Source organism: Deefgea chitinilytica, from assembly GCF_016881405.1.
GTDB lineage: Bacteria > Pseudomonadota > Gammaproteobacteria > Burkholderiales > Chitinibacteraceae > Deefgea > Deefgea chitinilytica.
On record NZ_WOFE01000001.1, the window covers coordinates 611687 to 637049 of the forward strand.

28 protein-coding genes are annotated in these 25363 nt (G+C 44.5%); 27 read left to right on the plus strand and 1 reads right to left on the minus strand.

The window, feature by feature from the left end; all coding sequences use genetic code 11:
• Positions 1-149 precede the first annotated feature (149 nt).
• The 24 genes from GM173_RS02785 to GM173_RS02900 all read left to right on the plus strand — a co-directional run bounded on the left by GM173_RS02785 (position 150) and on the right by GM173_RS02900 (position 22316).
• Positions 150-836 (plus strand): ABC transporter permease, encoded by a 687-nt coding sequence (locus GM173_RS02785; protein ID WP_239078328.1) that lies wholly within the window; start codon positions 150-152, stop codon positions 834-836.
• Positions 833-1396, plus strand: a complete 564-nt coding sequence (locus GM173_RS02790) for a hypothetical protein (protein ID WP_203569797.1) — start codon at positions 833-835, stop codon at positions 1394-1396. The genes GM173_RS02785 and GM173_RS02790 overlap by 4 nt, the downstream gene beginning before the upstream one ends.
• Positions 1393-2370, plus strand: coding sequence for an MlaD family protein (locus tag GM173_RS02795; protein WP_203569798.1), 978 nt, complete (start codon positions 1393-1395; stop codon positions 2368-2370). The genes GM173_RS02790 and GM173_RS02795 overlap by 4 nt, the downstream gene beginning before the upstream one ends.
• Complete coding sequence (locus GM173_RS02800) at positions 2367-3158, plus strand: tetratricopeptide repeat protein (RefSeq protein WP_203569799.1); 792 nt, start codon at positions 2367-2369, stop codon at positions 3156-3158. Before GM173_RS02795 ends, GM173_RS02800 begins: the two co-directional genes overlap by 4 nt.
• A 169-nt stretch (positions 3159-3327) precedes the next feature.
• Entirely contained in the window at positions 3328-4053 is a 726-nt protein-coding gene (rpsB, locus tag GM173_RS02805) for a 30S ribosomal protein S2 (protein ID WP_203569800.1), read from the plus strand.
• Between the two features lie 97 nt (positions 4054-4150).
• Positions 4151-5029, plus strand: coding sequence for a translation elongation factor Ts (tsf, locus tag GM173_RS02810; RefSeq protein ID WP_203569801.1), 879 nt, complete (start codon positions 4151-4153; stop codon positions 5027-5029).
• A gap of 86 nt (positions 5030-5115) precedes the next feature.
• The gene (pyrH, locus tag GM173_RS02815) at positions 5116-5835 is read left to right on the plus strand and encodes a UMP kinase (protein WP_203569802.1); all 720 of its coding nucleotides are present in this window, start codon (positions 5116-5118) and stop codon (positions 5833-5835) included.
• Positions 5836-5906: 71 nt separating this feature from the next.
• Positions 5907-6464 (plus strand): ribosome recycling factor, encoded by a 558-nt coding sequence (gene frr, locus GM173_RS02820; protein WP_203570354.1) that lies wholly within the window; start codon positions 5907-5909, stop codon positions 6462-6464.
• Positions 6465-6568: 104 nt separating this feature from the next.
• Positions 6569-7252, plus strand: coding sequence for a polyprenyl diphosphate synthase (uppS, locus tag GM173_RS02825; protein WP_373309339.1), 684 nt, complete (start codon positions 6569-6571; stop codon positions 7250-7252).
• A 3-nt stretch (positions 7253-7255) separates the two neighbouring features.
• Positions 7256-8083, plus strand: coding sequence for a phosphatidate cytidylyltransferase (locus tag GM173_RS02830; RefSeq protein ID WP_203569804.1), 828 nt, complete (start codon positions 7256-7258; stop codon positions 8081-8083).
• 16 nt (positions 8084-8099) lie between these two features.
• Entirely contained in the window at positions 8100-9308 is a 1209-nt protein-coding gene (gene ispC / locus GM173_RS02835; protein ID WP_203569805.1) for a 1-deoxy-D-xylulose-5-phosphate reductoisomerase, read from the plus strand.
• Positions 9302-10648: an RIP metalloprotease RseP gene (rseP, locus tag GM173_RS02840; RefSeq protein ID WP_203569806.1), complete on the plus strand. Its 1347-nt coding sequence runs from the start codon at positions 9302-9304 to the stop codon at positions 10646-10648. The genes ispC and rseP overlap by 7 nt, the downstream gene beginning before the upstream one ends.
• Positions 10649-10674: 26 nt before the next feature.
• Positions 10675-12969, plus strand: coding sequence for an outer membrane protein assembly factor BamA (gene bamA, locus GM173_RS02845; RefSeq protein ID WP_203569807.1), 2295 nt, complete (start codon positions 10675-10677; stop codon positions 12967-12969).
• 16 nt (positions 12970-12985) lie between these two features.
• Positions 12986-13471: an OmpH/Skp family outer membrane protein gene (locus tag GM173_RS02850; RefSeq protein WP_203569808.1), complete on the plus strand. Its 486-nt coding sequence runs from the start codon at positions 12986-12988 to the stop codon at positions 13469-13471.
• Positions 13468-14535, plus strand: a complete 1068-nt coding sequence (lpxD, locus tag GM173_RS02855) for a UDP-3-O-(3-hydroxymyristoyl)glucosamine N-acyltransferase (protein WP_203569809.1) — start codon at positions 13468-13470, stop codon at positions 14533-14535. The genes GM173_RS02850 and lpxD overlap by 4 nt, the downstream gene beginning before the upstream one ends.
• The gene (gene fabZ / locus GM173_RS02860; RefSeq protein WP_203569810.1) at positions 14522-14968 is read left to right on the plus strand and encodes a 3-hydroxyacyl-ACP dehydratase FabZ; all 447 of its coding nucleotides are present in this window, start codon (positions 14522-14524) and stop codon (positions 14966-14968) included. The genes lpxD and fabZ overlap by 14 nt, the downstream gene beginning before the upstream one ends.
• Positions 14969-14985: 17 nt before the next feature.
• On the plus strand, positions 14986-15762 hold the full coding sequence (lpxA, locus tag GM173_RS02865; protein ID WP_203569811.1) for an acyl-ACP--UDP-N-acetylglucosamine O-acyltransferase: 777 nt from the start codon (positions 14986-14988) through the stop codon (positions 15760-15762).
• Positions 15763-15767: 5 nt separating this feature from the next.
• The gene (lpxB, locus tag GM173_RS02870; protein WP_203569812.1) at positions 15768-16955 is read left to right on the plus strand and encodes a lipid-A-disaccharide synthase; all 1188 of its coding nucleotides are present in this window, start codon (positions 15768-15770) and stop codon (positions 16953-16955) included.
• The gene (rnhB, locus tag GM173_RS02875; protein ID WP_203569813.1) at positions 16949-17527 is read left to right on the plus strand and encodes a ribonuclease HII; all 579 of its coding nucleotides are present in this window, start codon (positions 16949-16951) and stop codon (positions 17525-17527) included. Before lpxB ends, rnhB begins: the two co-directional genes overlap by 7 nt.
• An 88-nt stretch (positions 17528-17615) precedes the next feature.
• Entirely contained in the window at positions 17616-18476 is an 861-nt protein-coding gene (motA, locus tag GM173_RS02880; protein ID WP_203569814.1) for a flagellar motor stator protein MotA, read from the plus strand.
• A 27-nt stretch (positions 18477-18503) separates the two neighbouring features.
• Entirely contained in the window at positions 18504-19421 is a 918-nt protein-coding gene (gene motB, locus GM173_RS02885) for a flagellar motor protein MotB (RefSeq protein ID WP_203569815.1), read from the plus strand.
• Positions 19421-20149 carry a class I SAM-dependent methyltransferase gene (locus GM173_RS02890; RefSeq protein ID WP_203569816.1) on the plus strand — a complete coding sequence of 243 codons (729 nt, stop codon included), beginning with the start codon at positions 19421-19423 and terminating at the stop codon, positions 20147-20149. Before motB ends, GM173_RS02890 begins: the two co-directional genes overlap by 1 nt.
• Entirely contained in the window at positions 20137-21537 is a 1401-nt protein-coding gene (locus GM173_RS02895; protein WP_203569817.1) for an HDOD domain-containing protein, read from the plus strand. Before GM173_RS02890 ends, GM173_RS02895 begins: the two co-directional genes overlap by 13 nt.
• A 5-nt stretch (positions 21538-21542) precedes the next feature.
• Positions 21543-22316, plus strand: a complete 774-nt coding sequence (locus GM173_RS02900) for a TrmH family RNA methyltransferase (RefSeq protein WP_203569818.1) — start codon at positions 21543-21545, stop codon at positions 22314-22316.
• Between the two features lie 47 nt (positions 22317-22363).
• Here GM173_RS02900 and GM173_RS02905 read toward each other — a convergent pair whose 3' ends face one another.
• Entirely contained in the window at positions 22364-23149 is a 786-nt protein-coding gene (locus tag GM173_RS02905) for a carbonic anhydrase (protein ID WP_203569819.1), read from the minus strand.
• 134 nt (positions 23150-23283) lie between these two features.
• Here GM173_RS02905 and GM173_RS02910 point away from each other — a divergent pair, with 134 nt between their 5' ends.
• From GM173_RS02910 to GM173_RS02920, 3 genes are read left to right on the plus strand one after another with little or no spacing between them, the layout of a single operon-like run.
• Positions 23284-23793 carry a PilZ domain-containing protein gene (locus GM173_RS02910; protein WP_203569820.1) on the plus strand — a complete coding sequence of 170 codons (510 nt, stop codon included), beginning with the start codon at positions 23284-23286 and terminating at the stop codon, positions 23791-23793.
• On the plus strand, positions 23790-24467 hold the full coding sequence (locus GM173_RS02915) for a uracil-DNA glycosylase (RefSeq protein WP_203569821.1): 678 nt from the start codon (positions 23790-23792) through the stop codon (positions 24465-24467). Before GM173_RS02910 ends, GM173_RS02915 begins: the two co-directional genes overlap by 4 nt.
• Complete coding sequence (locus tag GM173_RS02920; protein ID WP_203569822.1) at positions 24464-25342, plus strand: ROK family protein; 879 nt, start codon at positions 24464-24466, stop codon at positions 25340-25342. Before GM173_RS02915 ends, GM173_RS02920 begins: the two co-directional genes overlap by 4 nt.
• Positions 25343-25363: the final 21 nt, after the last annotated feature.

A 25363-nucleotide genomic window follows, 5' to 3' on the forward strand; every position in this document is an offset into this window, starting at 1 on the left:
TGATTGGGGTTGATGGCTTGAAAATCAAGCTGTAGCTCGGTCTGAAATTATGACGTGGTGATACTGATTTTTAATGTCTTTATTCGCTTTTTGAGTGTCGTGCTGGTGTAGGACTCATTCATCTCACAAGGGTTGATCTATTGTTTTCAATGTTGCAGCGCGTATTGGTGCATTTTAGTGCTTTGGCGCGCCCGCCTGTGCGGCGTGTATTGCTGAAACAAATTTATTTTACTGCGAATGAGGCCGCGTGGTTGGCGGCGGCGACAGGTTTTGCTTTGGGCGCTATTGTGGTAGTGCAATTGCACGATGAATATGGTCAGAGTCGTGATGCGGCGTTGCGATTGTTGGGTTCGCTCAGTTTTGTTGAGTTGTCCCCGATTTTGGCTTGCTTAATGATGGTGGCGCGTTCGTCTTCGGCGGTGGCGATTGAGTTGGCCTCGATGCGAATTAGCGGTGAGGTCAATGAGCTAAAACGGATGGGCTTGTCGATTAAATCGTATTTAATGTTGCCGCGCGTGCTGGGTATTACTGTCGCGGCAATGGCTTTGACCGCGGTGATGGCGCTGTCTTCGGTGCTGGGCGGAATATTGTTTGCGTCGGGTTGGGATGCGAGTTACCAAATCTTTGCTTTGGAGCGCATGCTGCGTTTGGACGAAGTGCTGGTGTGCATATTAAAAGCAATGAGTTTGGGGTTGGCGATTGGCTTGGTGGCGGTGCATGCTGGATTTTCGGTGCAGGCACAGGCTTCTGATGTGCCCAAGGCAGCTTCTCGAGCTGTACTGAGGGGTATGTTGGTTCTGTTCTTGATAGACTTGGCTTGGGCGGTGATACGATGACTCAAGTTGCCTTGTTTGATGTTGATGTATTACGTGTGCCGGGGCGTTATTGGCTAACGATTGCTGAGGCTGAAGAGGCGCCGGCGGTGATTAATGCTTTAGCAAAGATGGCTAACGAGCTTGAACCGGGTAGTTTGGGGGTGTTAGAGGCGAAGCCGGTGCTGATTAATAATTTGCGTGCTTGGGAAAACTTGATTTTGCCGCGTTGGTATCATCAAGCGGGATCATTGCATGAGTATGAGCAGGATTTTGCTGAGCTATTGCAGTTGATGGCGTTGGACGCTGATAAGCTGTTGCTGTTGATGAGTAAATTGCCAAGTCAGATGGATTTGGCGCAGCGTCGTGTGGTGGCTTTGCTCAGAGTCGTGATGCAGCGTGCCTCTACTTGGATCATTGAAGAAGAGTGGTTGGATTGGTGGGCAGATGGGCGGGGGCGTAATCCACTGCTGGCGAAAATGTATCCGCATATTGTATTGCCCGCATCAGTGGTGGTGCTCTCAACGCGGGCGGCGCAAAAGACATTTCAATCGATTAATTTATTGGTGGATGCTCAGGTATGAAGCAAGTTGTTTTTTTGAAGGACAATGATCCACGATTTAAGTGGTTAAGTTGGCGAGTGGGTGTGTTTGTCGGTGTTTTGAGTGTGGTGATATTGCTATTGTTGTTGGTGCTGGGAGAGCGGCAGGGTTTGTTTAGTAGTAAAGATAAAATTCATTTTGTTGCAGAGAGCGGTAGTGGTCTTAAGCCAGGGATGCAAGTTCGTTTGTCTGGTTTTCGTATCGGTGTTGCGGATCGGGTTGAGTTGAACGAAGAAGCTAAGGTGGATGTGACTTTGCTGATCGAGCAGCAATATATGAAGTGGATTAAAGAGGATTCGATCGCGATTTTGCAGCAAGAGGGGTTGATTGGCGATCACTATATCGAGATTGCTGGGGGTACCGCGAAAGCTAAACGCTTGTCAGAGGGCGGGGTATTGATGTTTGCGCCGGCGCTGGGTATTGCAGATATTGCTCAAAACTTGAGTAATCGCACGTTGCCAATGATTGATTCAGTGCAACAGACGTTTGATTATATGAATGATCCTAAAGGCGATCTTCGTTTAATGTTTGCCAATGTGCAGAAATTAACGGCAGATTTACATGAAACGCGAGAGAAATTAGATCAGTTGCTGGCGCGCGTTGATGGCGTAGTTAATGTCGAGGCTCGTGGTACTTTGCGTAGTGCGGATCAAATGCTGCGGCGAGCTGATAGTGTGGCGGCGGAGGTAAATGCAAAATTGTCGCCAGTGCTGATGGGGGCGGCGTCGATTGTGGTGAGTGCTGATTCTGCGGCGCAAGATGCTAGTGCGACGATGTCGGTGATTCGTAAAACGGTGGAGCACTCGGCACCACGTGTGCCGAGTTTGCTGCGTAATACCGATGAGCTGATTTATGGTGGGCGGCAAACTCTGGATGGTTTGCAGCAAAGCTGGCCGCTCAACTCAATGCTAGCGCCGATTCCGTTGGATGTGCCTGCGCCGGAGAGTCGACGATGAGCGTGTGGCGTTTGGGGTTGTTTCTGCTGTTGAGTGCATTGGTCGCGTGTAGTTCGGCACCACAGGACTTGAAATCACCTGCACGTATGCAGGCAGAGCTGGCGCATCGTAATGCTTTGCAGGCAATACGTGATGGTCGGATCGAGAGTGCAGCCGTTGAATGGCAAACTGCATTGCTGTCTTATCAGTCGATTGATGATTGGCAAGGACAAGGTATGGCGCGTTTGGGTTTGGCGCAAATTCAATCTCGCTTAGGTGATCGTTCTGCTGCAGAGCTGACCTTGGCTCCGATGTTGGCAACTGCGGCTTTTAGTGTTCAGCATCAAGCTCAGGCGGCATTACAAATGGCGCAGCTAATGCAGTTGGGTGATGAGGTTCGTTCGGCTGAGTATTTGCGCATGGCACAAGCGCTGTGCGCTAGTCCTTGCCGATTTGAGGTGCAAATCTTGAATTTGCAGGCAAAGCTTAATTTGCGGGCTGGCAGCTTAGAGGCTGCCGCTCGTTCGGCGCAGCAAGCCTTAGCGTTGTCAGGCTCCAGTCGAGTGGAGGCTGCTTTTTCGCAGCGAATTTTGGCTGAAGTGGCTTTATTGCAGCGGCAATATGCTGCTGCATTAACTTGGCTAGAGCAGGCGATTGTGCTCGATCGGCAAAGTGCCGAGCCTTTATGGTTGCTGGATAATTATCGTTTGATGCAAGAAATTGCCCGCCAGTCGGGCGATGAGCAGTTGCTGGCACGAGCACAGGTTCATTTGTCTTCTTTGTGTGCAGCAATGGCTTGTTCTCCTTGAGTTGGCAGGGTGTTTGCTATATACTCCTGCGCTTGCTGTGGGAATGCGTTATTAATTAGCGTTGTTTCGTAGTAAAAATCCCGTCCACCCTCTCAAGGGTGCACTTCAAATGGTTTGAAGTGTCCCGTGTGGGCGGAAGACCTAACCCTGAGACACATTGGAGAATTAAATGTCTGTAAGTATGCGCGATATGCTCGAAGCTGGCGTCCATTTTGGTCACCAAACCCGTTACTGGAACCCAAAAATGGGCAAGTACATCTTCGGTGCTCGCAACAAAATCCACATTATCAACTTAGAAAAAACTTTGCCATTGTTTGAAGATGCGATGAAATACATCCGTCAATTGTCTGCAAACAAAGGTAACGTATTGTTCGTTGGTACTAAACGCGCTGCTCGCGAAATCGTAGCTGAAGAAGCAGCTCGCGCAGGTGCGCCTTTCGTTGATCACCGCTGGTTGGGTGGTATGTTGACTAACTTTAAAACAGTTAAGCAATCACTCAAACGCCTGCAAGACATGAAAGCAGTTCTGGAAAATGCCGAAGGCAGTGGCTACGGCAAGAAAGAATTATTGATGATGAAACGTGATGTTGAAAAACTAGAGCGTTCATTGGGCGGTATTAAAGATATGGGCGGTTTGCCTGATGCAATCTTTGTTATCGATACTGGCTACCAAAAAGGCGCGATCGTTGAAGCCATCAAATTGGGTATCCCTGTGATCGGTGTGGTTGATACCAACAATAGCCCAGATGGTATCGATTTCGTAATTCCAGGTAACGATGACTCTTCTCGTGCGATTCGTTTGTACGCACGTGCTGCTGCAGATGCAGTGCTTGAAGGCCGCAATCAAGCAACTCAAGCACTAGTTGCTGCCGTTGCTGAAGCTGCTGCTGAGTAAGCCTAGCGGCAAAGCGATATCAAGAAAAAGGGGCATCTGCCCCTTTTTTGTAATGTTTGTCTAATAAAATGTAAATTCCCGTTCTGGAGAAAATTAAATGTCTGCTATTACTGCAAAAATGGTTGCTGAGCTACGTGAATTAACCGGCCTTGGCATGATGGAGTGCAAGAAAGCGTTGGTTGAGACTGAAGGTGACGTAAAAAAAGCTGAAGAGCTACTCCGCATTAAATCGGGTAACAAAGCCTCTAAAATGGCTGGCCGTACAGCTGCAGAAGGTGTAGTAAAGGCATTTATTTCTGATGATAAAAAAGTTGGTGCGATCATTGAAGTAAATTGCGAGACTGACTTTGTTGGTAAAGATGAAGGCTTTGGTGCATTTGCAGCTGCTTGCGCGAAAGCAGTTGTAGCTGGTAATCCAGCGAATGTTGAAGAGTTAGCTGCCGTTGTTACTGATTCTGGCGAAACTGTTGAAGACTTGCGTAAAGCAATCGTTGCTAAGCTTGGCGAGAACATGACTCTACGTCGCTTTGTACGCTATGAAACTGAAGGTCAATTAGCTGCTTATATTCACGGTGCGAAAGTAGGTGTGTTGGTTGATTTTGCTGGTGGTGACGAGCAATTGGGTAAAGATGTTGCTATGCACATTGCTGCAGCAAAACCTAAGGCATTGGATGCCTCAGGTGTGGATCCAGAGGCAATTGAAACCGAACGTCGCGTTGCTATCGAGCGCGCTAAAGAAGCTGGCAAGCCAGAAGCAATGCTGGAAAAGATCGCAGAAGGTACAGTTCAAAAGTATCTTAAAGATGTAACTTTGTTGTCTCAATCATTTGTTAAAGATGACAAGCTCACCATCGAACAATTGTTGAAATCTAAATCAGCAACTGTCAATGCATTTACGATGTTGGTTGTGGGTGAAGGCATTGAAAAGAAAGTAGTAGACTACGCAGCGGAAGTTGCTGCAGCTGCACAACTTTAAGTCTAATCTAAAGACTTGAATGAGCGCCGCACGGTAACGTGCGGCGTTTGTACGACCACGATCACGCACATTAAAAGGATAAATATATGAGTCAAGCCACAAAATACAAACGAATTTTGTTGAAACTCTCCGGTGAGGCGTTGATGGGGGACGATAGCTACGGTATTAATCGTGCAACCATCGATCGGATTGTCCAGGAAGTGAAAGAGGTTGTCGATTTGGGTGTCCAAGTGGCCGTAGTGATTGGTGGCGGAAACATTTTCCGTGGTGTTGCTCCTGCAGCATCAGGAATGGATCGCGCAACGGCAGATTACATGGGGATGCTAGCAACCGTGATGAATGCACTTGCCCTGCAAGATGCAATGAAGCGCGCAGGTATTATTGCCCGTGTTCAATCTGCATTAACGATTGCTCAAGTTGCTGAGCCTTATGTTCGTGGCAAAGCAATTCAATATCTCGAAGAAAATAAAGTGGTCATCTTTGGTGCAGGTACTGGTAATCCGTTTTTTACGACGGATACTGCAGCGGCCTTGCGCGGCATGGAGATGGGGGCTGATATCGTCATTAAAGCAACTAAGGTTGATGGTGTATATACTGACGATCCTAAGAAAAATCCGGATGCGGTTCGCTATCAGACTGTTACGTTTGATGAAGTCATTAGCCGCAATCTCAAAGTGATGGATGCAACGGCTTTTGCCTTATGTCGTGATCAAAAAATGAATATTTGTGTGCTGAGTATCTTCAAGGCTGGCGCTTTAAAGCGTATGGTACTTGGGGAAGACGAGGGTACACTGGTACACTGCTGATATTGTTAATTCGCAAGGCGACGGGCGGAGCAATTTTCCGCCTGTTTTTTATTGCTGCTAGAGGTTAAATGATGATTGCTGATTTAAAAAAAACTACCGAAGCCAAGATGCAAAAAACGGCCGAGAAACTGCGCACTGATTTAGCTAAAGTTCGTACCGGTCGCGCACATACTGGTTTGTTGGATCATGTACAGGTTGATTACTGGGGTAGCATGGTGCCAGTGAATCAAGTGGCTAATATTACCTTGATTGACTCTCGCACGATTGGTGTTCAGCCATGGGAAAAACCAATGGTGGCCAAAGTGGAAAAAGCAATTCGTGATTGTGATTTGGGATTGAATCCGGCTTCACAAGGTGATTTGATTCGTGTTCCGATGCCGATGTTGACAGAAGAGCGCCGCAAAGACTTGATTAAAGTGGTTCGTGCTGAAACTGAAGAAGCGCGTGTTGCGATGCGTAATGTGCGCCGAGATGCGAATGATCAGATGAAGCGAGCAATTAAGGACAAAGAAATTTCTGAAGACGATGAGCGTAAAGGCCAGGAAGAAATTCAGAAACTCACTGATAAGTATATCGCCGAGCTAGACAAGCAACTTGCAGAGAAAGAAAAAGAACTGTTGACGGTTTAAAAAAACGATTTAGGTAGGCGGAAAAAAACGTGGCTTTATTCTCTCGCGAGCGCGAAGAACCGAATGTATTGAACGGTAAAATTCCTCAGCACATTGCAGTGATTATGGATGGCAATGGCCGCTGGGCTAAACAGCGGCTGATGCCGCGTGTGTTTGGTCATAAGAAAGGCGTTGATTCCTTGCGCGAAGTGATTACGACTTGCAAAGAATGGGGGGTTCAATACCTAACGGTGTTTGCGTTCTCAAGCGAAAACTGGCGCAGACCCGCTGATGAAGTCACGTTTTTGATGGGACTGTTTCTGCAAGTTTTGCAGTCCGAAGTCGAGCGAATGTATCGAAATAATATTCAGCTTAAAGTGATTGGTAATCGCAGTCACTTTTCCGCTGAATTGTTACAGATGATTGAAGCGGCAGAATTAAAAACAGCCGAAAATACCGGTTTGGTCTTAACCATCGCTGCTGATTATGGTGGGCATTGGGATGTGATGCAGGCTACTCAGCGCTTGTTGCAAGCGAGTCCTGAGTTGTTGGCGTGTTTTACAGAGTCTGACCTACAACCCTATCTTTCGATGGCCTACGCGCCCGATCCCGATTTATTCATACGCACAGGTGGTGAGCAACGCATTAGTAATTTTTTGCTGTGGCAGTTAGCTTATACCGAATTGTACTTCACTGATTTGCCTTGGCCTGATTTTGGTCGTGCCGCTTTGGGTGATGCCATTTTGTGGTACCAAGGGCGTGAGCGACGCTTTGGGCGAATTAGTGAACAACTCGATGCGACAAAGTAAATTATGCTAAAAACCCGTGTTCTCACAGCGTTGCTGCTGCTGCCCATCATTGTTATTGCCTTATTTTATTTTTCTTCTGCCGCTTGGATGTTTTTTTGTGCATTGCTAATGGCGCTAGGAGCGTGGGAGTGGAAAGATATCGCTGGCATGAGTGGTATTGTTGCCAAAATATATCCTGTTTTAACTGCAGGCATATTTTTACTCTGCGTTAATTTTGCCCCAGCTTATTTTCAGTATGGTTTGCTGTTAGCCTCTTTGGGTTTTTGGTTAGTGTTTGTGCCGTGCTGGCTGCGATTTAAATGGCCTTTGCTTAATGCTGGTAATTTAAATGTGTTCAGTGGTTGGGCTTTATTGATTCCTGCTGGTTTGGCCATGGTGATATTGCGCGGTGATGGATGGCCTTTGCTGATGATTATGGCTGTTGCATGGATTGCCGACAGCTTTGCCTATTTTTCGGGCAAGGCATTTGGGAAAAGAAAATTAGCGCCAACGATTAGTCCTGGTAAGAGTTGGGAGGGGGTATATGGCGGTACCTTTGCAGTAGTCTGTTATTTTATGGTTATACCTAAACCTTTTTCTTTTTTGCCTTTCATTTCGTCATTACAAAATACCAAAGGCCAAGTGCTGTTATGGGCTATCTTCGCGGTGGTGATTACTGCTGTGAGTGTGATGGGGGATTTGCTGGAGTCTATGCTCAAGCGTCAACGCGGCATTAAAGACAGTAGCCATATGTTGCCTGGACATGGTGGCATTTTGGATCGCATCGATAGCTTGCTGGCAATATTACCCGTTTCAGCAGCGATTTATCTGTTACATCTAATGCCTCTGTAAAAAGCGATATAAAATCATGCAGCAACAAATTGTGACCGTATTGGGTGCAACCGGCAGTATTGGCACGAATACTTTGGATGTGATTGAGCGACACCCTGAGCGTTATCAAGTTTATGCGCTCAGTGCTGCAACGCAAATTGAAAAGCTCATTGCCGCGTGCGAAAAGCACAGACCAAAACATGCCGTGGTATTAGATGAGGTCAGTGCGGAACAACTTAGCCGTGGCTTACGTTTACGCGGTCTTGAAACGCAGGTGAGTTTTGGCTCACAAGCATTAATTGAAATTTCAACTGCACCAGAAGTGACAACAGTAATGGCCGCAATTGTGGGGGCCGCAGGTATGTCTGCAACACTGGCTGCTGCAAAGGCTTCTAAGCGAGTACTGCTTGCAAATAAAGAGACGCTGGTTTTGGCAGGGCAGCTTTTTATGGATGCTGCGTCACATTCTGCTTCTGTGTTGCTGCCGATTGATAGTGAGCACAACGCCATTTTTCAAGCTTTACCGGCGGCATATCGTGAAAACCCATATCAATCTTCGTTGGCTGAAGTTGGTATTGAGCGAATTTTATTGACTGCATCGGGTGGCCCATTTCGTACTCGTGAATTAGCGACCTTTGCGGACATTACAGTTGCTGAAGCGGTTAAGCATCCCAATTGGTCTATGGGTAGAAAAATATCGGTAGATTCTGCCAGTATGATGAATAAGGGTTTGGAGGTAATCGAAGCCCGTTGGTTGTTTAATGCTCTCGCAGATCAGATTCAAGTTGTAGTTCATCCGCAAAGTGTCATCCATTCCATGGTGCAGTATCGTGACGGCTCAGTGTTGGCCCAATTAGGTTCGCCTGATATGCGTACGCCAATTGCCTATGGTCTGGCATACCCAGAGCGTATTGATGCTGGGGTTCAGCCCTTGGATTTGTTTGCGGTAGGGCGCTTAGATTTTAGTCCGCCAGATACGACACGTTTTCCTTGTTTGGGTTTGGCCTTTTCTGCGTTAAAGCAAGGTGGTGCGGCACCTGCAGTACTTAATGCGGCGAATGAGATTGCTGTAGAGGCTTTTTTGAATGAACGAATCAAGTTCATTGAAATACCGCAGGTGATTGATGCAGCCTTAAGCCAACTCGCTACGCTTCCCTCTATGAGTATTGAGCAGTTACTTGAAGCGGACGCTCAATCGCGCGTTTTTGCCACGCAGTTTATTCAAAGCAAGTTATCGTCATGCTGACTTTTTTTGCATTTATATTTGCAATTGGTTTACTCGTGTTTATTCACGAGTTTGGGCACTACTGGGTCGCGAGACGGTGTGGTGTTGGCGTACTCACATTTTCAATTGGTTTTGGCAAGCCAATCTATCAATGGCAGCGCGGCCAGACTACGTGGCAAATTGCCGCAATTCCGCTGGGTGGCTTTGTTAAAATGGTTGGTGAAGCAGACGAGCCTGTTGCGGCTGAGTTGCGTCAATGTGCATTTAATACTCAGCATCCGGCAAAAAAAATGGCGATTGCATTTGCTGGGCCATTCATTAATTTATTATTTGCTGCCTTAGTTTATGCAGGTTTGTTTGCATATGGGGTGGTGAGTTTGAAACCAATTGTTGGCTCGGTCGTTGCTGAAAGCGTTGCTGCAAAAGCGGGTTTGCGTTCAGGCGATATGATTACTGCTGTAAACGCTGAACAGGTCTCGAATTGGGAGCAGGTGCAGATGGGATTATTTGCTGCTGCCGGTCAGCCTGAATTGTCAATTGAAGCTAAAACCAAAGAAGGTAGTTTAAGGCATTTTACATTAGATTTAGATCGAATCAGTGCTGCTGAATTTGATCAAAAAATTTTGGCCCGATTGGGCTTGTCTCCATTTGCTGTTACGAATCAAATTGCTTATGTACAAGCAAACAGCCCTGCAGAGCGTGCAGGCATCAAAGTTGGCGACTGGCTTGTGGCAATAAATCATGAAGAAATGAAAACTTGGTCAGAGTTTCAAACTGTTATTGCTCAACTTCCGGCTTCGGTCGTGCCTATTACTGTTCGCCGTGGTCAAGATCTCGTTCAGCTCAGCGTGACTCCTGATGTTGTTGAGCATAATGGGCAAAAAATCGGGCGAATTGGTGTGAGTCCTAGTAATGATGAGCGTTTGTATCAGGCGATGCAGCAAACAATAAGGCTATCACCTGTTGATGCTGTGTTGGCTGGTATTGCGAAGACATACGATCTTTCGATATTAACGGTCAAGATGTTTGGTAAGATGCTTGTCGGTGCTTTGTCGCCGAAACAAATTAGTGGACCGATAGGGATCGCTGACTTTGCTGGGCAAAGTGCTGCAATGGGGTGGGTGAGTTATCTTAATGCATTGGCACTGATTAGTTTAAGCCTTGGCGTGTTGAATTTGATGCCGATACCAATTTTGGATGGTGGTCATTTAATGTATCATGGCTACGAATTAGTAACTGGGCGTACGATTCCAGAATGGCTCGCATTAAGTTTGCAAAAAGTAGGCATTACTTTACTGCTCTTGTTAATGGCTTTAGCACTCTTTAATGATGCTAATCGCTTCTTGTTTGGCCTCGGCTAATCTCTAACCTGTTGACGAATGGACCAATGAAATTTAAATCAATGTATGTGCTGCTTGCCGCAGCATTTGCCAGCCTCAGTTTAGCTGCACAAGCTTTTGATCCGATTACTGTTCAAGATATCCGAGTAGAGGGGCTGCAACGAACCGATCCTGGCACTGTTTTTAATTATTTGAATGTCAAAGTGGGCGATCGCTTTGATCAAGCTCAGGCTAGCGAGGCAATACGTTCTTTGTTTACGACTGGTTTTTTTGACGATGTTCGCATTGAAGTAGACGGGAATATTCTCGTTATTACTGTTGAGGAACGCCCCACCGTTGCACAAATTAATGTGAATGGGGCGAAAATGCTGGAAAAAGACCAAGTCAAAGCGGCATTTAAAGGGCAAAATCTCGCGGAAGGACGTATCTTTCAGCAAGAGGTATTAGAAGCCGCGGTAAATGAGTTAAAGCAGCAATACTTTGCTCGTGGTCGCTATTCGGTCGATGTGAAAACTACAGTAACAAAATTAGATCGAAATCGAGTTGGTATTCAAATTGATATCACCGAGGGTGATGTTGCAAAGATTAAAGCGATTAATTTTGTCGGCAATAAAGTCTTTTCGCAGTCTGACTTAGTCGCACGGATGTCTCTGACTACACCGACATGGATGACTTGGTATACCAAATCAGATCAATATTCCAAACAAAAATTTAGTGGTGATTTAGAGGCAATTAAATCGCTTTACTTAGATAGCGGATATTTAAATTTTGCTATTGAATCAACCCAAGTGGCTTTGTCTGAAGATAAGGCTGATATGTTTCTTACCATCAATTTGCGCGAAGGTGATTTATACAAAGTTGGTGAGGTTACTTTTGCAGGTAACTTTTCACTACCGACTGCGGAGTTAGAAAAATTAGTTACCGCAGAAAAGGGGGAAGTTTTTTCTCGAGAAAATATTAATAAGTCAACGGCTGCGATTATTGAAAGGCTTGGTGTTGAAGGTTATGCGTTTCCAAATGTCAACGCAGTTCCTACGATTGATGAAGAGCATAAAACAGTCGCGTTTACTTTTTATATTGATCCCGGTAAAACAACTTCGGTAAGAAGAATTAATATTTACGGTAATAATTTAACTAAAGATCAGGTTTTGCGCCGAGAAGTTCGGCAAATGGAATCTGCTCCTTACGATTTGGCAAAAATTAAGCGCAGCAAAGAGCGTTTGCAGCAATTAGATTTTTTCAGTGAAGTTAATATTGACACTCCTGTTGTGCCTGAGAGTGTGGATCAAGTTGATGTCAATATTAATGTGGTTGAGAAAAAAACGGGTAACTTGAATTTTGGTGTTGGGTACGGACAAGGCGAGGGTGCTATTTTTCAAGCGTCTGTTTCTCAGGCCAATTTCTTAGGTACGGGTAAACGTTTCGCTGCAGATATAAATACAAGCCAAGTATCTAAAACGTTTTCTTTAAGCATGAATAATCCATATGCAACACCGGATGGTGTATCGTTTGGTTGGACTGCTTATTTGCGCGATACCGACCCGGGTGAAATGGATTTAGGTCAGTATAAAATATCATCCAAAGGTGTCGGATTTAATTTTGGCATGCCAACTACTGAATATAATTCGCTAGGCTTGAGTGTCAATGTTGAAAACATGCAGTTTGATACAACTAAAGATTCACCAACGTACGTTCTTGATTACATTAAAGAGTTTGGTGATTCAACGATGATTTATTCCCTTGGTGCTAACTGGGGAACTGATTCACGTGACTCTGCTACTTTCCCAACCAAAGGACTTTTATTAAAAACATCTGCAGAAATTGGAGTTCCTCCATCAGATATTAATTACTATAAGTTGAATTTCCAAAGCCAATATTTTTATTCGCTGCCTACGAAAAAGCCGTATACCTTTATGTGGAATATTGAGCTTGGCTATGGTGGTGTTTATTCAGGAAGTGAAGATTATCCGTTTTACAAAAACTTCTATGCGGGTGGTGTCAATTCGGTTCGAGGTTATAAATCGGGGAGTTTAGGTCCGCGTGATAATGCGGGTAATAGTATGGGTGGCTCGACTCGGTTTGTGAACAACTTTGAAGTTTATGTTCCCGTGCCGGGAATGAAGGATGATAAGTCGATGCGCTTAAGTGCATTTTATGATGCGGGTAATATTTGGACTTATGACCAAAATATTGACTTTACATCGCTACAGCAATCAGCAGGTGTTGGATTTACTTGGATTTCTCCGATTGGGCCGCTTAAGTTAATTTATGCTTATCCGATCAATGCAGCGCCGGACGCTAAAAAACAGAGTGTTCAGTTCCAAATTGGGCAAATCTTCTAATTTAGAGAGTTGAAAAATGAAGACTTTTTATTTCTTTCCAGTTCTATTTGCTTTCATATCAACTGTTGTTTTTGCTGATACTAAGATTGCAGTGGTCGATATTCAAAGAATCTTGCGTGAAGCCGCCCCTGCTGTACGTGCCTCGAAGAAATTGGAAAAAGAATTCGAACCTAAGAGATTAGAGTTACAACGTTTTTCGGCACAAGGAAAAAGCTTGCAGCAACTGCTTGATAAAAATACTTTGACTGAAGCTGATCGTAGGGTTAAAGAACGTGAGTTGGTTAAATTAAATCAAGATTTCCAACGTATGCAGCGTGAAATTAATGAAGATTTAAATGCACGCCGCAATGAAGAAATGGCTGGCTTGCAGGAGCGCGTTAATTTTGCGATTCGCTCTGTTGCTGAAACTGATAAATTGGATATTGTGATTCAAGATGCGGTATACCGTAATCCAAAAATTGATGTGACAGAGAAAGTACTTAAGCTATTGGCTGATAAATGATGACTCGTCATAAAAAAGCTTACAAACTGTCTCAGTTAATAGAAGAGTTTGGTGGTGAACTTTTCGGATTAGATGTTGAAATTAGCAATGTCGCATCTTTAGAGTCTGCGCAAGCTGGGGATTTATCTTTTTATACCGGAGTAAAATACGCAGAAAAGGTTGCGACATGTCGAGCTTCGGCTTTGGTTGTGAAGCAGTTTTCTGCAGAATATCAATTACCACAGATTGTAATTAAAGATCCTCAGCTTTTTGTGGCTCGAGTATTAAAGTTATTATTTCCGGTAAAAAAATCATCAGCTAGTATCCATTCAACAGCGGTGATTGCAAATGATGTGGTGATCGATAGTTCTGCTGAAATTGGCTCGTTCGTTACGATTGAATCTGGCGCCCATATTGGTGCAAATACAATAATTGATTCCCATTGCTATATTGGGGCAAATGTTCATATAGGAAAAAATTGCTGGGTTCACCCAAGAGTAGTTGTTTATTCCGATTGTTTGATTGGTGATTCGACAGAAATACATAGTGGCGCTGTGGTCGGTTCTGATGGCTTTGGCAATGCTTGGAATGGGAAGGCGTGGGAGAAAATTCCGCAAATTGGTAAAGTGATTATAGGGTCGAATGTTGAAATAGGAGCCAATACAACGATAGACCGTGGCGCGTTGGATGACACAGTAATTTCGGATGGGGTTCGTCTAGATAATTTAATTCAAATTGCACATAACGTAAAAGTCGGCGCACATACTGCGATTGCCGCATGTTCTGGTATTGCGGGGTCTACTACGGTTGGTGCTAACTGCCTAATTGGCGGTGGAGTTTTAATTGCTGGGCATATTGAAATTGCGAGTGGCGTTACTTTGTTATCTGGTTCGGGTACTCCCGCTTCTTTGACTGAGCCTGGCGTCTATGCGAGTGGAGTGCCAACGATGCCTTATGCTGTTTGGGCACGTAGTGGTTTGCAATATCGTCGTTTAGATGAAATGGCTAAACGAATAAAGAAATTAGAAAAAAGCTGCCGAATTAATGACTTGCAGCAGTCAGGAGAGGAAAATGCAACAGATTGATATTAATGAAATAATGCAGCATCTACCACATCGCTATCCGTTTTTGCTAGTTGATCGTGTTTTAGAGCTGGAACCGAATAAGTCAGTTGTGGCACTTAAGAATGTATCGATGAATGAGCCTTTTTTTCAAGGTCATTTTCCTAAATATCCTGTAATGCCTGGTGTGTTAATTTTAGAAGCTTTGGCTCAGGCTGCAGGTATTTTAACGTTTAAAAGTATTGTTCCTGCACCATCAGAGAATACAATTTTATTTTATGCTGGTATTGATAATGCTCGCTTTAAGCGCCAAGTTGTGCCTGGTGACCAATTAATTTTAAAGGCTGAAATTATTGCCTCGAAACGTGGAATTTGGAAATATATTGCTCAAGCTTATGTGGGCGATGAATTAGCTTGTGAAGCTGATTTGATGTGCGCCCAGCGTGAAGTTCTCTAATTTTATAGATCAATTTAATGCCAACTATTCATCCTACAGCCCTGATTGATCCACGTGCTACGTTAGCAGAAAATGTCAAAGTGGGGGCGTATTCAATGATTGGACCTGATGTAACAATCGCATCTGGTACGGTGATAGAGTCGCATTGCGTTATTGAGGGGCAGACGCAGATTGGTAAAAATAATGTCTTTCATTCTTTTTGCTCGGTAGGTTGTGTTCCTCAAGATAAAAAGTATGCAGGTGAGCCCACTCGCTTATTGATTGGCGATGGCAATACATTTTTTCAAAATGTGACGATTTCTGTGGGCACATCACAAGATCGGGGTGAAACAAGTATTGGTAATGACTGCTGGGTCATGGCCTATGCCCATATCGCGCACGATTGTGTTGTTGGTAACCATGTGATTCTTGCGAATAACGCAACATTGGCTGGGCATGTTGTGGTGGGTAATTATGCAATTTTAGGTGGCTTGACTGCAGTACATCAATTTTGTGTGATTGGTGAGCATGCCATGGCAGGTGGTGGTTCTATTATTGTGCAAGATTTGCCACCATTTGTTATGTGCGAAGGGAATCGGGCGACAGCCAGAAGCATTAATATCGAAGGATTAAAGCGTCGCGGCTTTACTACTGAAGAGATTGCTTCTGTTAAAAAAGCATACAAAACCTTATACCGTGAAGGGGTTTCGTACGATATTGCGGTTCAATCTATTCGTGAGCAATCACAAAATCAGCCGATTCTACAAGCTTTTGTAGATTTTTTTGATCATTCAAAACGTGGAATAGTTCGATAAAGTTTATGAATGATCAGTTGTTTATTGATGGTCATGACAATGGCCCAAAAATTGCGATTATTGCCGGTGAAGCGTCTGGAGATTTATTAGGGGCGGCGTTAATTCAAGCATTACTGCAGCGGTTTCCTAATGCTCAATTTTCAGGCGTAGCGGGGCATAAAATGCTAGCAGCAGGTGCTCGCACTATTGAACCGATGGAGACGCTGGCTGTCGGTGGCATTGTTGAAGTCGTCAAGCATCTACCAAAATTGCTAAAGTTAAGAAAACGCTTAGTTAAAGCAATTAGCAGTGAACGCCCTGATTTGTTAATTACGATTGATGCGCCAGATTTCAATATCGGTTTGGCAAAACGTATAAAACGCATAGGTATTCCGACTTTACATTATGTTAGCCCTTCGATCTGGGCTTGGCGTCCTGAACGAATAAAGCAAATTCGGAAAGCGGTTTCACACATATTATTGATTCTCCCGTTCGAAGAAAAAATTTACCAAGAGCAAGGTATACCGGCAACTTATGTTGGTCATCCTTTGGCTGATTTAATGCCCGTCACAGTCAACCAAATTCAAGTTCGAGAGATTTTAAATCTTTCTAGCAAAGAGGTCGTGGTTGCGATGTTGCCAGGAAGTCGCCAGCGTGAAGTATTGGTAATGGCAGAAATTTTCATTAAAACTGCATTATTACTTGCGCAACAATATTCAAAAATTGTTTTACTCATTCCATTTATTAGTAGAGAAACGCGCAATATTTTTGAGAATGAAATTTGGCGTCTTAATGCGCAACATTTAAATTGGCGTTTAATGTTTGGCCATGCTCACGAAGCGATGACGGCATCGGACGCGGTTCTATTAGCTTCTGGAACGGCTGCTTTAGAAGCGATGCTGGCAAAAAAACCTGTTGTAGTTGCATATAAGATTAGTCCATTTACCTACAGAATGGTAAAACGGAAATTTTTGCTGCCGTATGTTAGTTTGCCAAACATTATTGCAGGCAGATTTATCGTTCCAGAGTTTTTGCAAGATGAGGCTACGCCGGAAAATTTAGCTTTAGCACTAAGTAATTATTTGGCTGATAAGGCACTATCGGCCAATTTATCTGGGGTGTTTGAAGAGCATCATCGAAGTTTACAATGTGATGGTGCTGAACGTGCGGCTGAAGCTGTCACTAAACTAATTAAGAAAGCTCTAGTATGTTAATTTGCGGCGTCGATGAGGCGGGTAGAGGCCCTTTAGTTGGTTCTGTTTTTGCTGCCGCAGTTGTACTACCAAGTGATCACACCATTATTGGTTTAGCGGATTCCAAAAAAATATCTGAAAAGCGACGTAATGAGCTTGCTGAACAAATTATGTCGCAATCTATTGCTTGGTCGGTTGCATTCGCAACTGCAGATGAAATTGATCAATTGAATATTTTGCAAGCCACGATGTTGGCGATGTCGAGAGCGATTTCTTTGCTGGCAATTAGGCCAGATGAAATTTTAATTGATGGTAATCGTACCCCTGTGATTGATATTCCATGCCGCGCAATTATCAAGGGTGATGCAACGGAACAGTGTATTTCTGCCGCATCTATTCTGGCGAAGGTGAATCGAGATGCTGAGGCATATGCACTGAATTTGCGCTATCCGGAGTATGGTTTTGATCAGCACAAAGGGTATGGTACAGCTCTGCATCTGAAGGCGCTTAAGGAGTTTGGGCCGATACCCGAGCATAGAGTGTCTTTTGCACCGGTTCGTGCTGCATTTGCACAACGTCGATTGTTTGAATAGCTTGTGACGCAGCTACGCTGCTTCTATGATGTAGAAATTATCTATATTTAATTTATTGATGTAAGACCGCTAACTAGGAAGCTAGCTTATGTTTGTAATAATTGGCTACATCTTTATGTGCGTCTGTATTTTAGGCGCATATGTCTGGCATGGTGGGCATTTAGCCGTTTTTTGGCAGCCTTCAGAAATTATTATTATTTTTGGTGGTGCGATCGGTGGCATGATTGCAGGGGCGAGTCCAAAAAGCTTGAAGTTATTTGGTAAAGCATTACCGGCAATCTTCAAAGCATCTGCATTCAATAAAGCTTTCTATATGGATTTGTTTGCATGTTTGTTTGAATTATTGGCAAAAGTGCGCAAAGAAGGCTTGATGTCAATTGAGGGGGATGTGGAAGATCCACATGCTAGTCCAATTTTCTCAAAGTATCCTAAAATCTCCCACGATCATCATATTACCGATTTTATTTGCGACTATCTGCGCTTAATGGTAGGCGGTAATTTGAATGCTTTTGAAATAGAAAATTTAATGGATATTGAAATTGAAGCTCATCACAATGAGGCGCATATTGCAGCGGGCATGATGGCGAAATTAGGTGACGGCTTGCCTGCATTTGGTATTGTTGCTGCGGTAATGGGGGTGGTTCACGTGATGGGTTCATTGCATTTACCTCCTTCCGAACTCGGTAAATTAATTGGCGCCGCACTGGTTGGTACTTTTATGGGGATTTGGTTGGCTTATGGTTTTATTGGACCATTAGCGAACGTATTAGAGACCAAAATGGCGGAAGGTCATCAAGTTTTTTTGACGATTAAAGTCACATTAATTGCTAGTCTTAATGGCTATGCGCCTCAAGTTGCCGTTGAATTCGGACGTAAGGCCTTAGATTCCTCAGAGCGACCTTCGTTTAAAGAATTAGAAGAATTTGTAAAAAATGCCAAAGGTAAGTAGATTTTTTGAAGAATAGGCTAAATCAAAATGAGCGATGATTCTCAAAGACCAATTGTAGTCAAAAAAATAAAAAAAGGCGGCCATGGTCACCATGGTGGCGCTTGGAAAATCGCCTATGCGGATTTTGTGACGGCGATGATGGCTTTTTTCTTACTGATGTGGCTATTGGGCTCAGTCTCTAAAGGTAATTTAAAAGGTATCTCTGATTTTTTTAATAATCCGCTTAAAGTTGCAAATGCTGGCGGTTCTGGCTCTGGTGATTCTAATTCAGTCATTCAGGGGGGAGGTAATGATATTACTAAGCAAGCGGGACAAGTCAAAAAAGGCGATCCTCCAGTTCAAACCGAAGCGGCTCAAGATAAAAAAAGATTAAGCGAATTAAAGCAAAAATTTGAAGCGTTAATGAATGATAAAATTCGTGATAATTCAAAATTAGGGCAGTACAAAGAGCAAATTAAATTAGATATGGTAGCTGAGGGGTTGCGGATTCAAATTGTGGATGAGCAGAATCGCCCCATGTTTAAGTCTGGTAGTTCTGAATTAGAAAACCATGCCCATGCTGTTTTACAAGAAATAGCTCAATTATTAAATGAAGTACCTAATGCTGTTTCATTGGCAGGTCATACCGATGGCACTCAATTTGCTGGCGGTGCAGCGGGATTTACTAATTGGGAATTATCTTCTGAGCGGGCTAACTCATTAAGAAGAGAATTAATCCTTGGTGGTTTTGTTCCTGGAAAAGTACTTCGTGTTAACGGTTTCGGTGATGTAATTCCATTGGATAAAAACAATGTTTATAACCCGATTAACCGCAGAATTAGTATTGTTGTATTGAATAAAGAGGCGGAGTCTGATATTCGCAAGCTGGCAGGGCAGACTGAAGGACTTTCGGTAACTGGGCCTGCTGATGGTTTTGTTAATCCAATTCAGCAGCCAACACAGTGATGCGTGTTTTCAGTACTATGCCACAGTGGCTGATTTTTGGTGTTATTTCTTTTGCTTCCCTGTTGGCATTGTTTGTTTTTAATTCATTTTTAAATGGATTGATTGCTGTCTCAATTGTTGCATTTGGCGCATTTCTTTTGGCTGTTTATTTACATGACGGAGCATGGTGGAGATGGATACACTTGGCTTTTATGCCATTAGTTGTATTTTTCTTGCAGTTTGATATTTCACCTAATTGGTATTTGCTAATCCTTGTTTTGTCTTGGTTGATTTTTGGCAAAGTCATGGTTTCGCGTGTTCCTTTGTATCTCAGCAATCAGAAGGCGCTATTCCAATTGGCAGAGAGTATTCCTCACGGCGTACAATTTCTAGATGTTGGCGCAGGTACTGGGAAGGTTTTGCGCTACTTAGCGGCAGCAAGGGCAGATTTGTCTTTGTCCGGAGTAGAGCACGCGAGTATTCCATGGCTGTGGGGTAAACTCAGGCTACCTGCTTCAGTTCGCTGGCTGCACAAGGATTATCAAACAATCGATTTTGCAAACTATGACTGCATTTATGCTTTTTTGTCACCAGTGGTTATGTCTGATATCTGGTCACAAGTTCGCTCTCAAATGAGGCCAGGTAGTCTTTTTATTAGTAATACTTTCGTTGTTCCTGGGGTTGCTCCGGATCAAGTGATTGAATTGAACGACTGGAAAAGCGGCAAGCTTCTGTTATGGCGAATGTAAAATCAACTGCTCATCATGCTTGGCTCCAGTTTTGGGAGCGACGCGCAATTCCTATCTTGCAGGAGTCTCGTAATCAGCTGATGGGGATGATGCGACGTGCCGAAATCATCCGGCCTGCAGAGGTTGCGGATGTCGTGGCGCGCGATCCTTTGCTGACCGCACAAATTTTGCGCATGATTAATCAGCGTGAACGTACTAGCTTGTCATCTGATGTCGTTGCGATTGAAGCGGCGATTATGTTAATTGGTGTTGCACCGTTTTTGGAACGATTTGCTCGCGCCCAAACGGTTGAGAGCTTAATGCTGCCTGCACACCAACATGAATATGGCAATTTGTTACGCTTAGTCTTTGAAGCTAGATTGGCTCGTCGTTTAGCGAGTTTTTACGCTAACAAACGATTTGACGCTAAATTGGGTGAAATTCAAGCGGCTGCAATGCTGAGTCATATTGCAGATTTATTGTTGATTGTATCTCCTTTTTTGGAGGAGAAAGCCCCGCAAGTCGCTGCTGATGTACCGGAGTTATTGTCTTTGTGGCAAATTCCAGAGCCGATTCAGGCATTGGTGCGCACAGATGCGGAACCTTCAACCCGCAGCGTGTTGCAACATGCGGTGGTGCCTTTGGCGCGTTTGCTGGCAAAGGGGTGGTGGCAAGATGATGTGCAACAGAAGCTAACGACAACAGCTGCGGTGCTTAATTTGCCGTTTGAAGAAGTTTGGTCTTTCCTCACGAAGCAGTTGCTTGCGTTCACCAGAAAAGAAGGCCGTAGCAATCAGCTGTATTCTCCAGCGCGTTGGCTTGCGATGTTGCCAGGTGAATGGCCTAAACCCACTATTGCTAAAGCTAGTTCGCAGTTTGACGCTAATGTGATTGTGAAAGATGTGCTTGCAGAACGGATGCAGGCATTGCATTTGGCTGGTATACAAGGGGCTCCGACAAATCAAGTGATGACACTCGCCGTGCGTGCTTTGTCTGAGGGGCTGGCAATGCAGCGAATTGCCTTTACTTTGTTGATGGCTGCTGAAAATGCTTTGCGTGCACGGTATGTACAGGGCGTTGCACCGACGGATTCTTTGCAAACGCTAAAAATTTCGCTCGAGAAGCAGCATGTTTTAACCAAATTGTTGCAAAAGCCACAGAGCTTTTGGTTGAATGCTGCAAATTATGCGCAGTTTGCGCCACATTTACCCGTTGAGTTGGTTGAACAAATTGGGGCGAAAAGCTTTTGCGCTATGTCGATTTTTGTTGGCGACAAACCCGTCGGCCTGATTTATGCAGATTGCGGCTTATCGGGTGAGGTGAGTGAATTTCACTATCAGCATTTTAAACAGATATGTCTTTTGGCAAGTAAAGCATTAGCGCACAATGCACGTCGAACTTCAGTGTGACATCAATGGAAATTATCACCTCTACTCAAAATGCCGGTTTTAAGCAGGCATTCAAGTTACTTCAAAATCGTCGTGAACGAATCAAAACCAAACAAACAGTGCTAGATGGCAGTCATTTATTGGCCGCATGGCTTGATGCTGGGCGGCAGCCAGTTCGTTTGTTTGTGGGGGAGGATAGCGTTTATCGTGATGAAATTCAGTCTTTACTGGCCCGCAGTCAGTGCCCAATTAGCTATTTATCGCCAGCTTTATATGCTCAGTTGTCGGAGTTGACTAGTGCCAGCGGTGTGCTTGCGCTGATTGATATCCCTGAGCCGAATCCTCCAAAACACAGTGGCTTGGTTTTGTTACTCGATGGCGTGCAAGATCCTGGCAATGTCGGGGCTATTTTGCGTACCGCTCAAGCTGCGGGTGTTGAACAGGTGCTCTTGTCTGTCGATTGCGCGGACGTCTGGTCGCCTAAAGTGCTACGTGCCGGAATGGGGGCGCAAATGGTGATGCCGATTGTCGAGCGTGTTGACTTAGTCGCTTTTGCCGATCAATTTGAGGGGGAGGTGGCAGCCACGATTTTAGATGGTGCTGTTGATTTATATGCGGCACAGTTTGCAGCTTCGCTCGCTTTAGTCATGGGCTCGGAGGGCGCGGGGGTTTCTGCAGCGCTGGCGGCAAAGGCAAGCCTACGTATCAAAATTCCAATGACCGAAGGGATTGAGTCTTTGAACGTAGGCCATGCCGCTGCTATTTGTCTGTATGAAATAAAACGACAGAGGATGATGTAGGTATTTGTCTGTAATTCTTGTTTTTCAATGACTACAGACGAATACGGTTAGTTGCTATCCAGTACTGCACGTTGTTGTAGGGACTGGATCGGGCGGGCATTCATTGGAAATTCTTTCTTGAAGCGAGCGATCTGTTTGGCAGAAATCTGCAGTGGGTTTTTGAGGATGAGCCAGCGTACCCCTTCGCTGCAAGGTGGGGTAGTGAGGGAGCCCATGAGTGTCCAGTAACTACGGTTATTAGGTAATAAATCGCTAACGTTATATTTGATTTGATCATATCCTCGCGTTTCATTGTGATTGCTTGGCATTTTTTCCCAGAATTTTTGGATGATTTCGTTGTCGCTACTGCCTTGATTGATTAATAAGGCGACCACGGCTAATTGTCCGGCGTCATTTTTATGTACTAAATGAGCGACCATTGGGTAACGCTGTCCGCCAATGGCTTCTTCGCTGGGCGTGTGGAAATGAAATTGTAGTAATTGATAGCGGTCTGTGCCAACGATGAGGTAGCTGCCTGGGTCGTAATTGAGCTGAATGGTGTGCCCGTTGTTTTGAATGCTGGTTTTAGATTCTTGATATTGAAATTGCAATGGGTCTAAATCTTGAGCGTAGGCTTCGGTAATGTTGACTGGTGATTGTTGTTTGCCTGTGCTGCATAAGCCGAATTCCGCCTTCATTGAGCCCCAATTACTCGGCCCTGTTTCTCCTTCATAACTCCAATGACTTGGATCATGAGCGGTTTTTTTGCTGTGGGATTTTTCGCTCGCGATAGTGAAGCTGGTCGCGGCCATTAGAGATAAAGAGATGATTAAAGCGCGGCTGGTAGGGTGCATCACAGAACTCCGATTTGAATTGAATTGCCGAGTGAGTTCAGCATAGAAAAAGCAGCATCGATTTGCTTTGATTTAGATTTATTTTTTTGTCACACGTTATAATCGTCACATTATTGAAATTCTTAAATTGAACAATGACGCTCGCAAAAATTGATGGGCCTGCTTTCTTTCGCGATACAATCCCATTCGCTTGGCAGCAAGGTGTTGCGCTTGCGAATGACTGGGAAATGAGCCGTTATTTGCACGTACTCGCTGATTTTGAGCAAGTTCACGATTATGTCGATGATCTACCGCATTCACAGAATGCCAAAACTGATTTGATGCTGCTTTGGTTGGCGCGCTCGTTGAATCAAGCTCTACCAACGCAGACTTCGGCAGTCTTTGGTTTGGAGCACGTCATTTGGCAGTCGCCGCATCGATTGCCGATTGCGCAAGAGGGCGTTGTGGCATTTTGTTTGTCCGCGCAGTTTCCTTTTTTATTGCAGTTTCCTGCCAAAATAGTGTCGTGTATGGCAAGCGAAGCCGGTTTTGAGGTGACTGCTGCGTGGCAGACTATGAGTCCAATATTGCAAGATAGTTTTGAAAAAACAATTTTCCGTTACCATCGGCGGCATATTCATCAACTTCGTGAGCGGAAACCATGAGTTGGTGGTCAAGTATTCCGATGGCATGGCAGGCGCCGTTGAGTGAGGTATGTCAAAGTCATGCCCTCATGCAGTTGGCTGATTTTTTGCAGCATGAGTTTCATGCCGGCAAGCGGATCTATCCCCCGCAAGAGTATTGGTTTCGAGCGTTAGAGTTGGTTGCGCCTGAACAAGTCAAAGTCGTGATTTTGGGGCAAGACCCTTATCATGGGGTTGGTGAAGCTAATGGCTTATCATTTTCTGTGCCTGATGGCGTAAAAATTCCTCCCTCTTTACGAAATATTTGGCAAGAACTTGCGCGAGATTTAGGTATTAATCCCCCGCAGCATGGCAATCTAACAGGATGGGCCGAGCAAGGCGTATTATTGCTCAATACGTCGCTCACGGTTGAGGCTGATAAAGCAGCTTCTCACGCTAAAAAAGGCTGGGAAGTGTTGACGGATGCCATTATTTTGCATCTTTCACAATCTCAATCTGGGCTGGTGTTTATGTTATGGGGTGCGCATGCACAAAAGAAAGTGCCCCTGATTGGTACTCAGCACTGCGTGTTGCACTCGGTACATCCATCACCGTTGTCCGCCTATCGTGGATTTATTGGTTGTGGTCATTTTTCGGCGGCAAATACCTATTTGTTGCAGCAAGGTAAAAAAGAAATTGATTGGGGTAGGGTATGAATTTATTAGCCTTTGATATTGGCGGCACACAAATTAAGTACGGAATTGTGAGCAATGCGGGCGAGGTTTTATCAGCAACTGTCGTAGATACCCCAAAGTACGCAGGTGGTGAGGCTGTGATTGAGCTCCTACGCGAATTAACCCGTACGATGATGTCTCAGCATGTGATTGCGGGTATTGCGATTAGTACTTTTGGTCTCGTTGATGCCTATAGTGGCCTGATTTTAGGCGCAGCAGAGGCTGTGGAAGGCTATGCAGGTACTTCACCGAAGGCCGCCTTAGAAAAAGAATTTGGCTTGCCTGTGAGTATTGATAATGATGTTAACTGTGTGGCCTTGGCTGAAGGATGGTTAGGTGCGGCACAGGGGGCTGCGCATTATATTGCCATTGCTATTGGCACGGGCATCGGTGGTGGGATTGTGTTAAATCATCAAATTTACCGAGGTTCGCGCGCAGCGGCTGGCGAATGGGGTTATATGAAGATCGCCGGTGTGATTTGGGAAGATCATGCATCAATGCGCGGTTTATTGGCGGCGGCGAATGTAAAAATGCAAAATCAATTTGCCAATGGTCGTGAGGTGTTTGCTGCCTATGATGCACAAGATCCAGTAGTTAGTGCGGTTGTTAAAGATTGGTTTAAATTATTGGCAACAGGGATTGCAAATTTAATTTACGCATTTAATCCCGAACGGGTTGTGATTGGTGGCGGCATTAGTGCGCGCGGTACTGCTTTTTTGCGTGAATTAAATATGGCAATTAATGCTGAATTATTGCCTGATTTTCAAGGTATGACTGACATCGTGCTCGCAAGTGCTGGTAATCATGCCGGCATGATTGGTGCTGTGCGTAATTGGTTGCAATCGAATAAATATTAAGAATAAATTAAATTTCGCCTA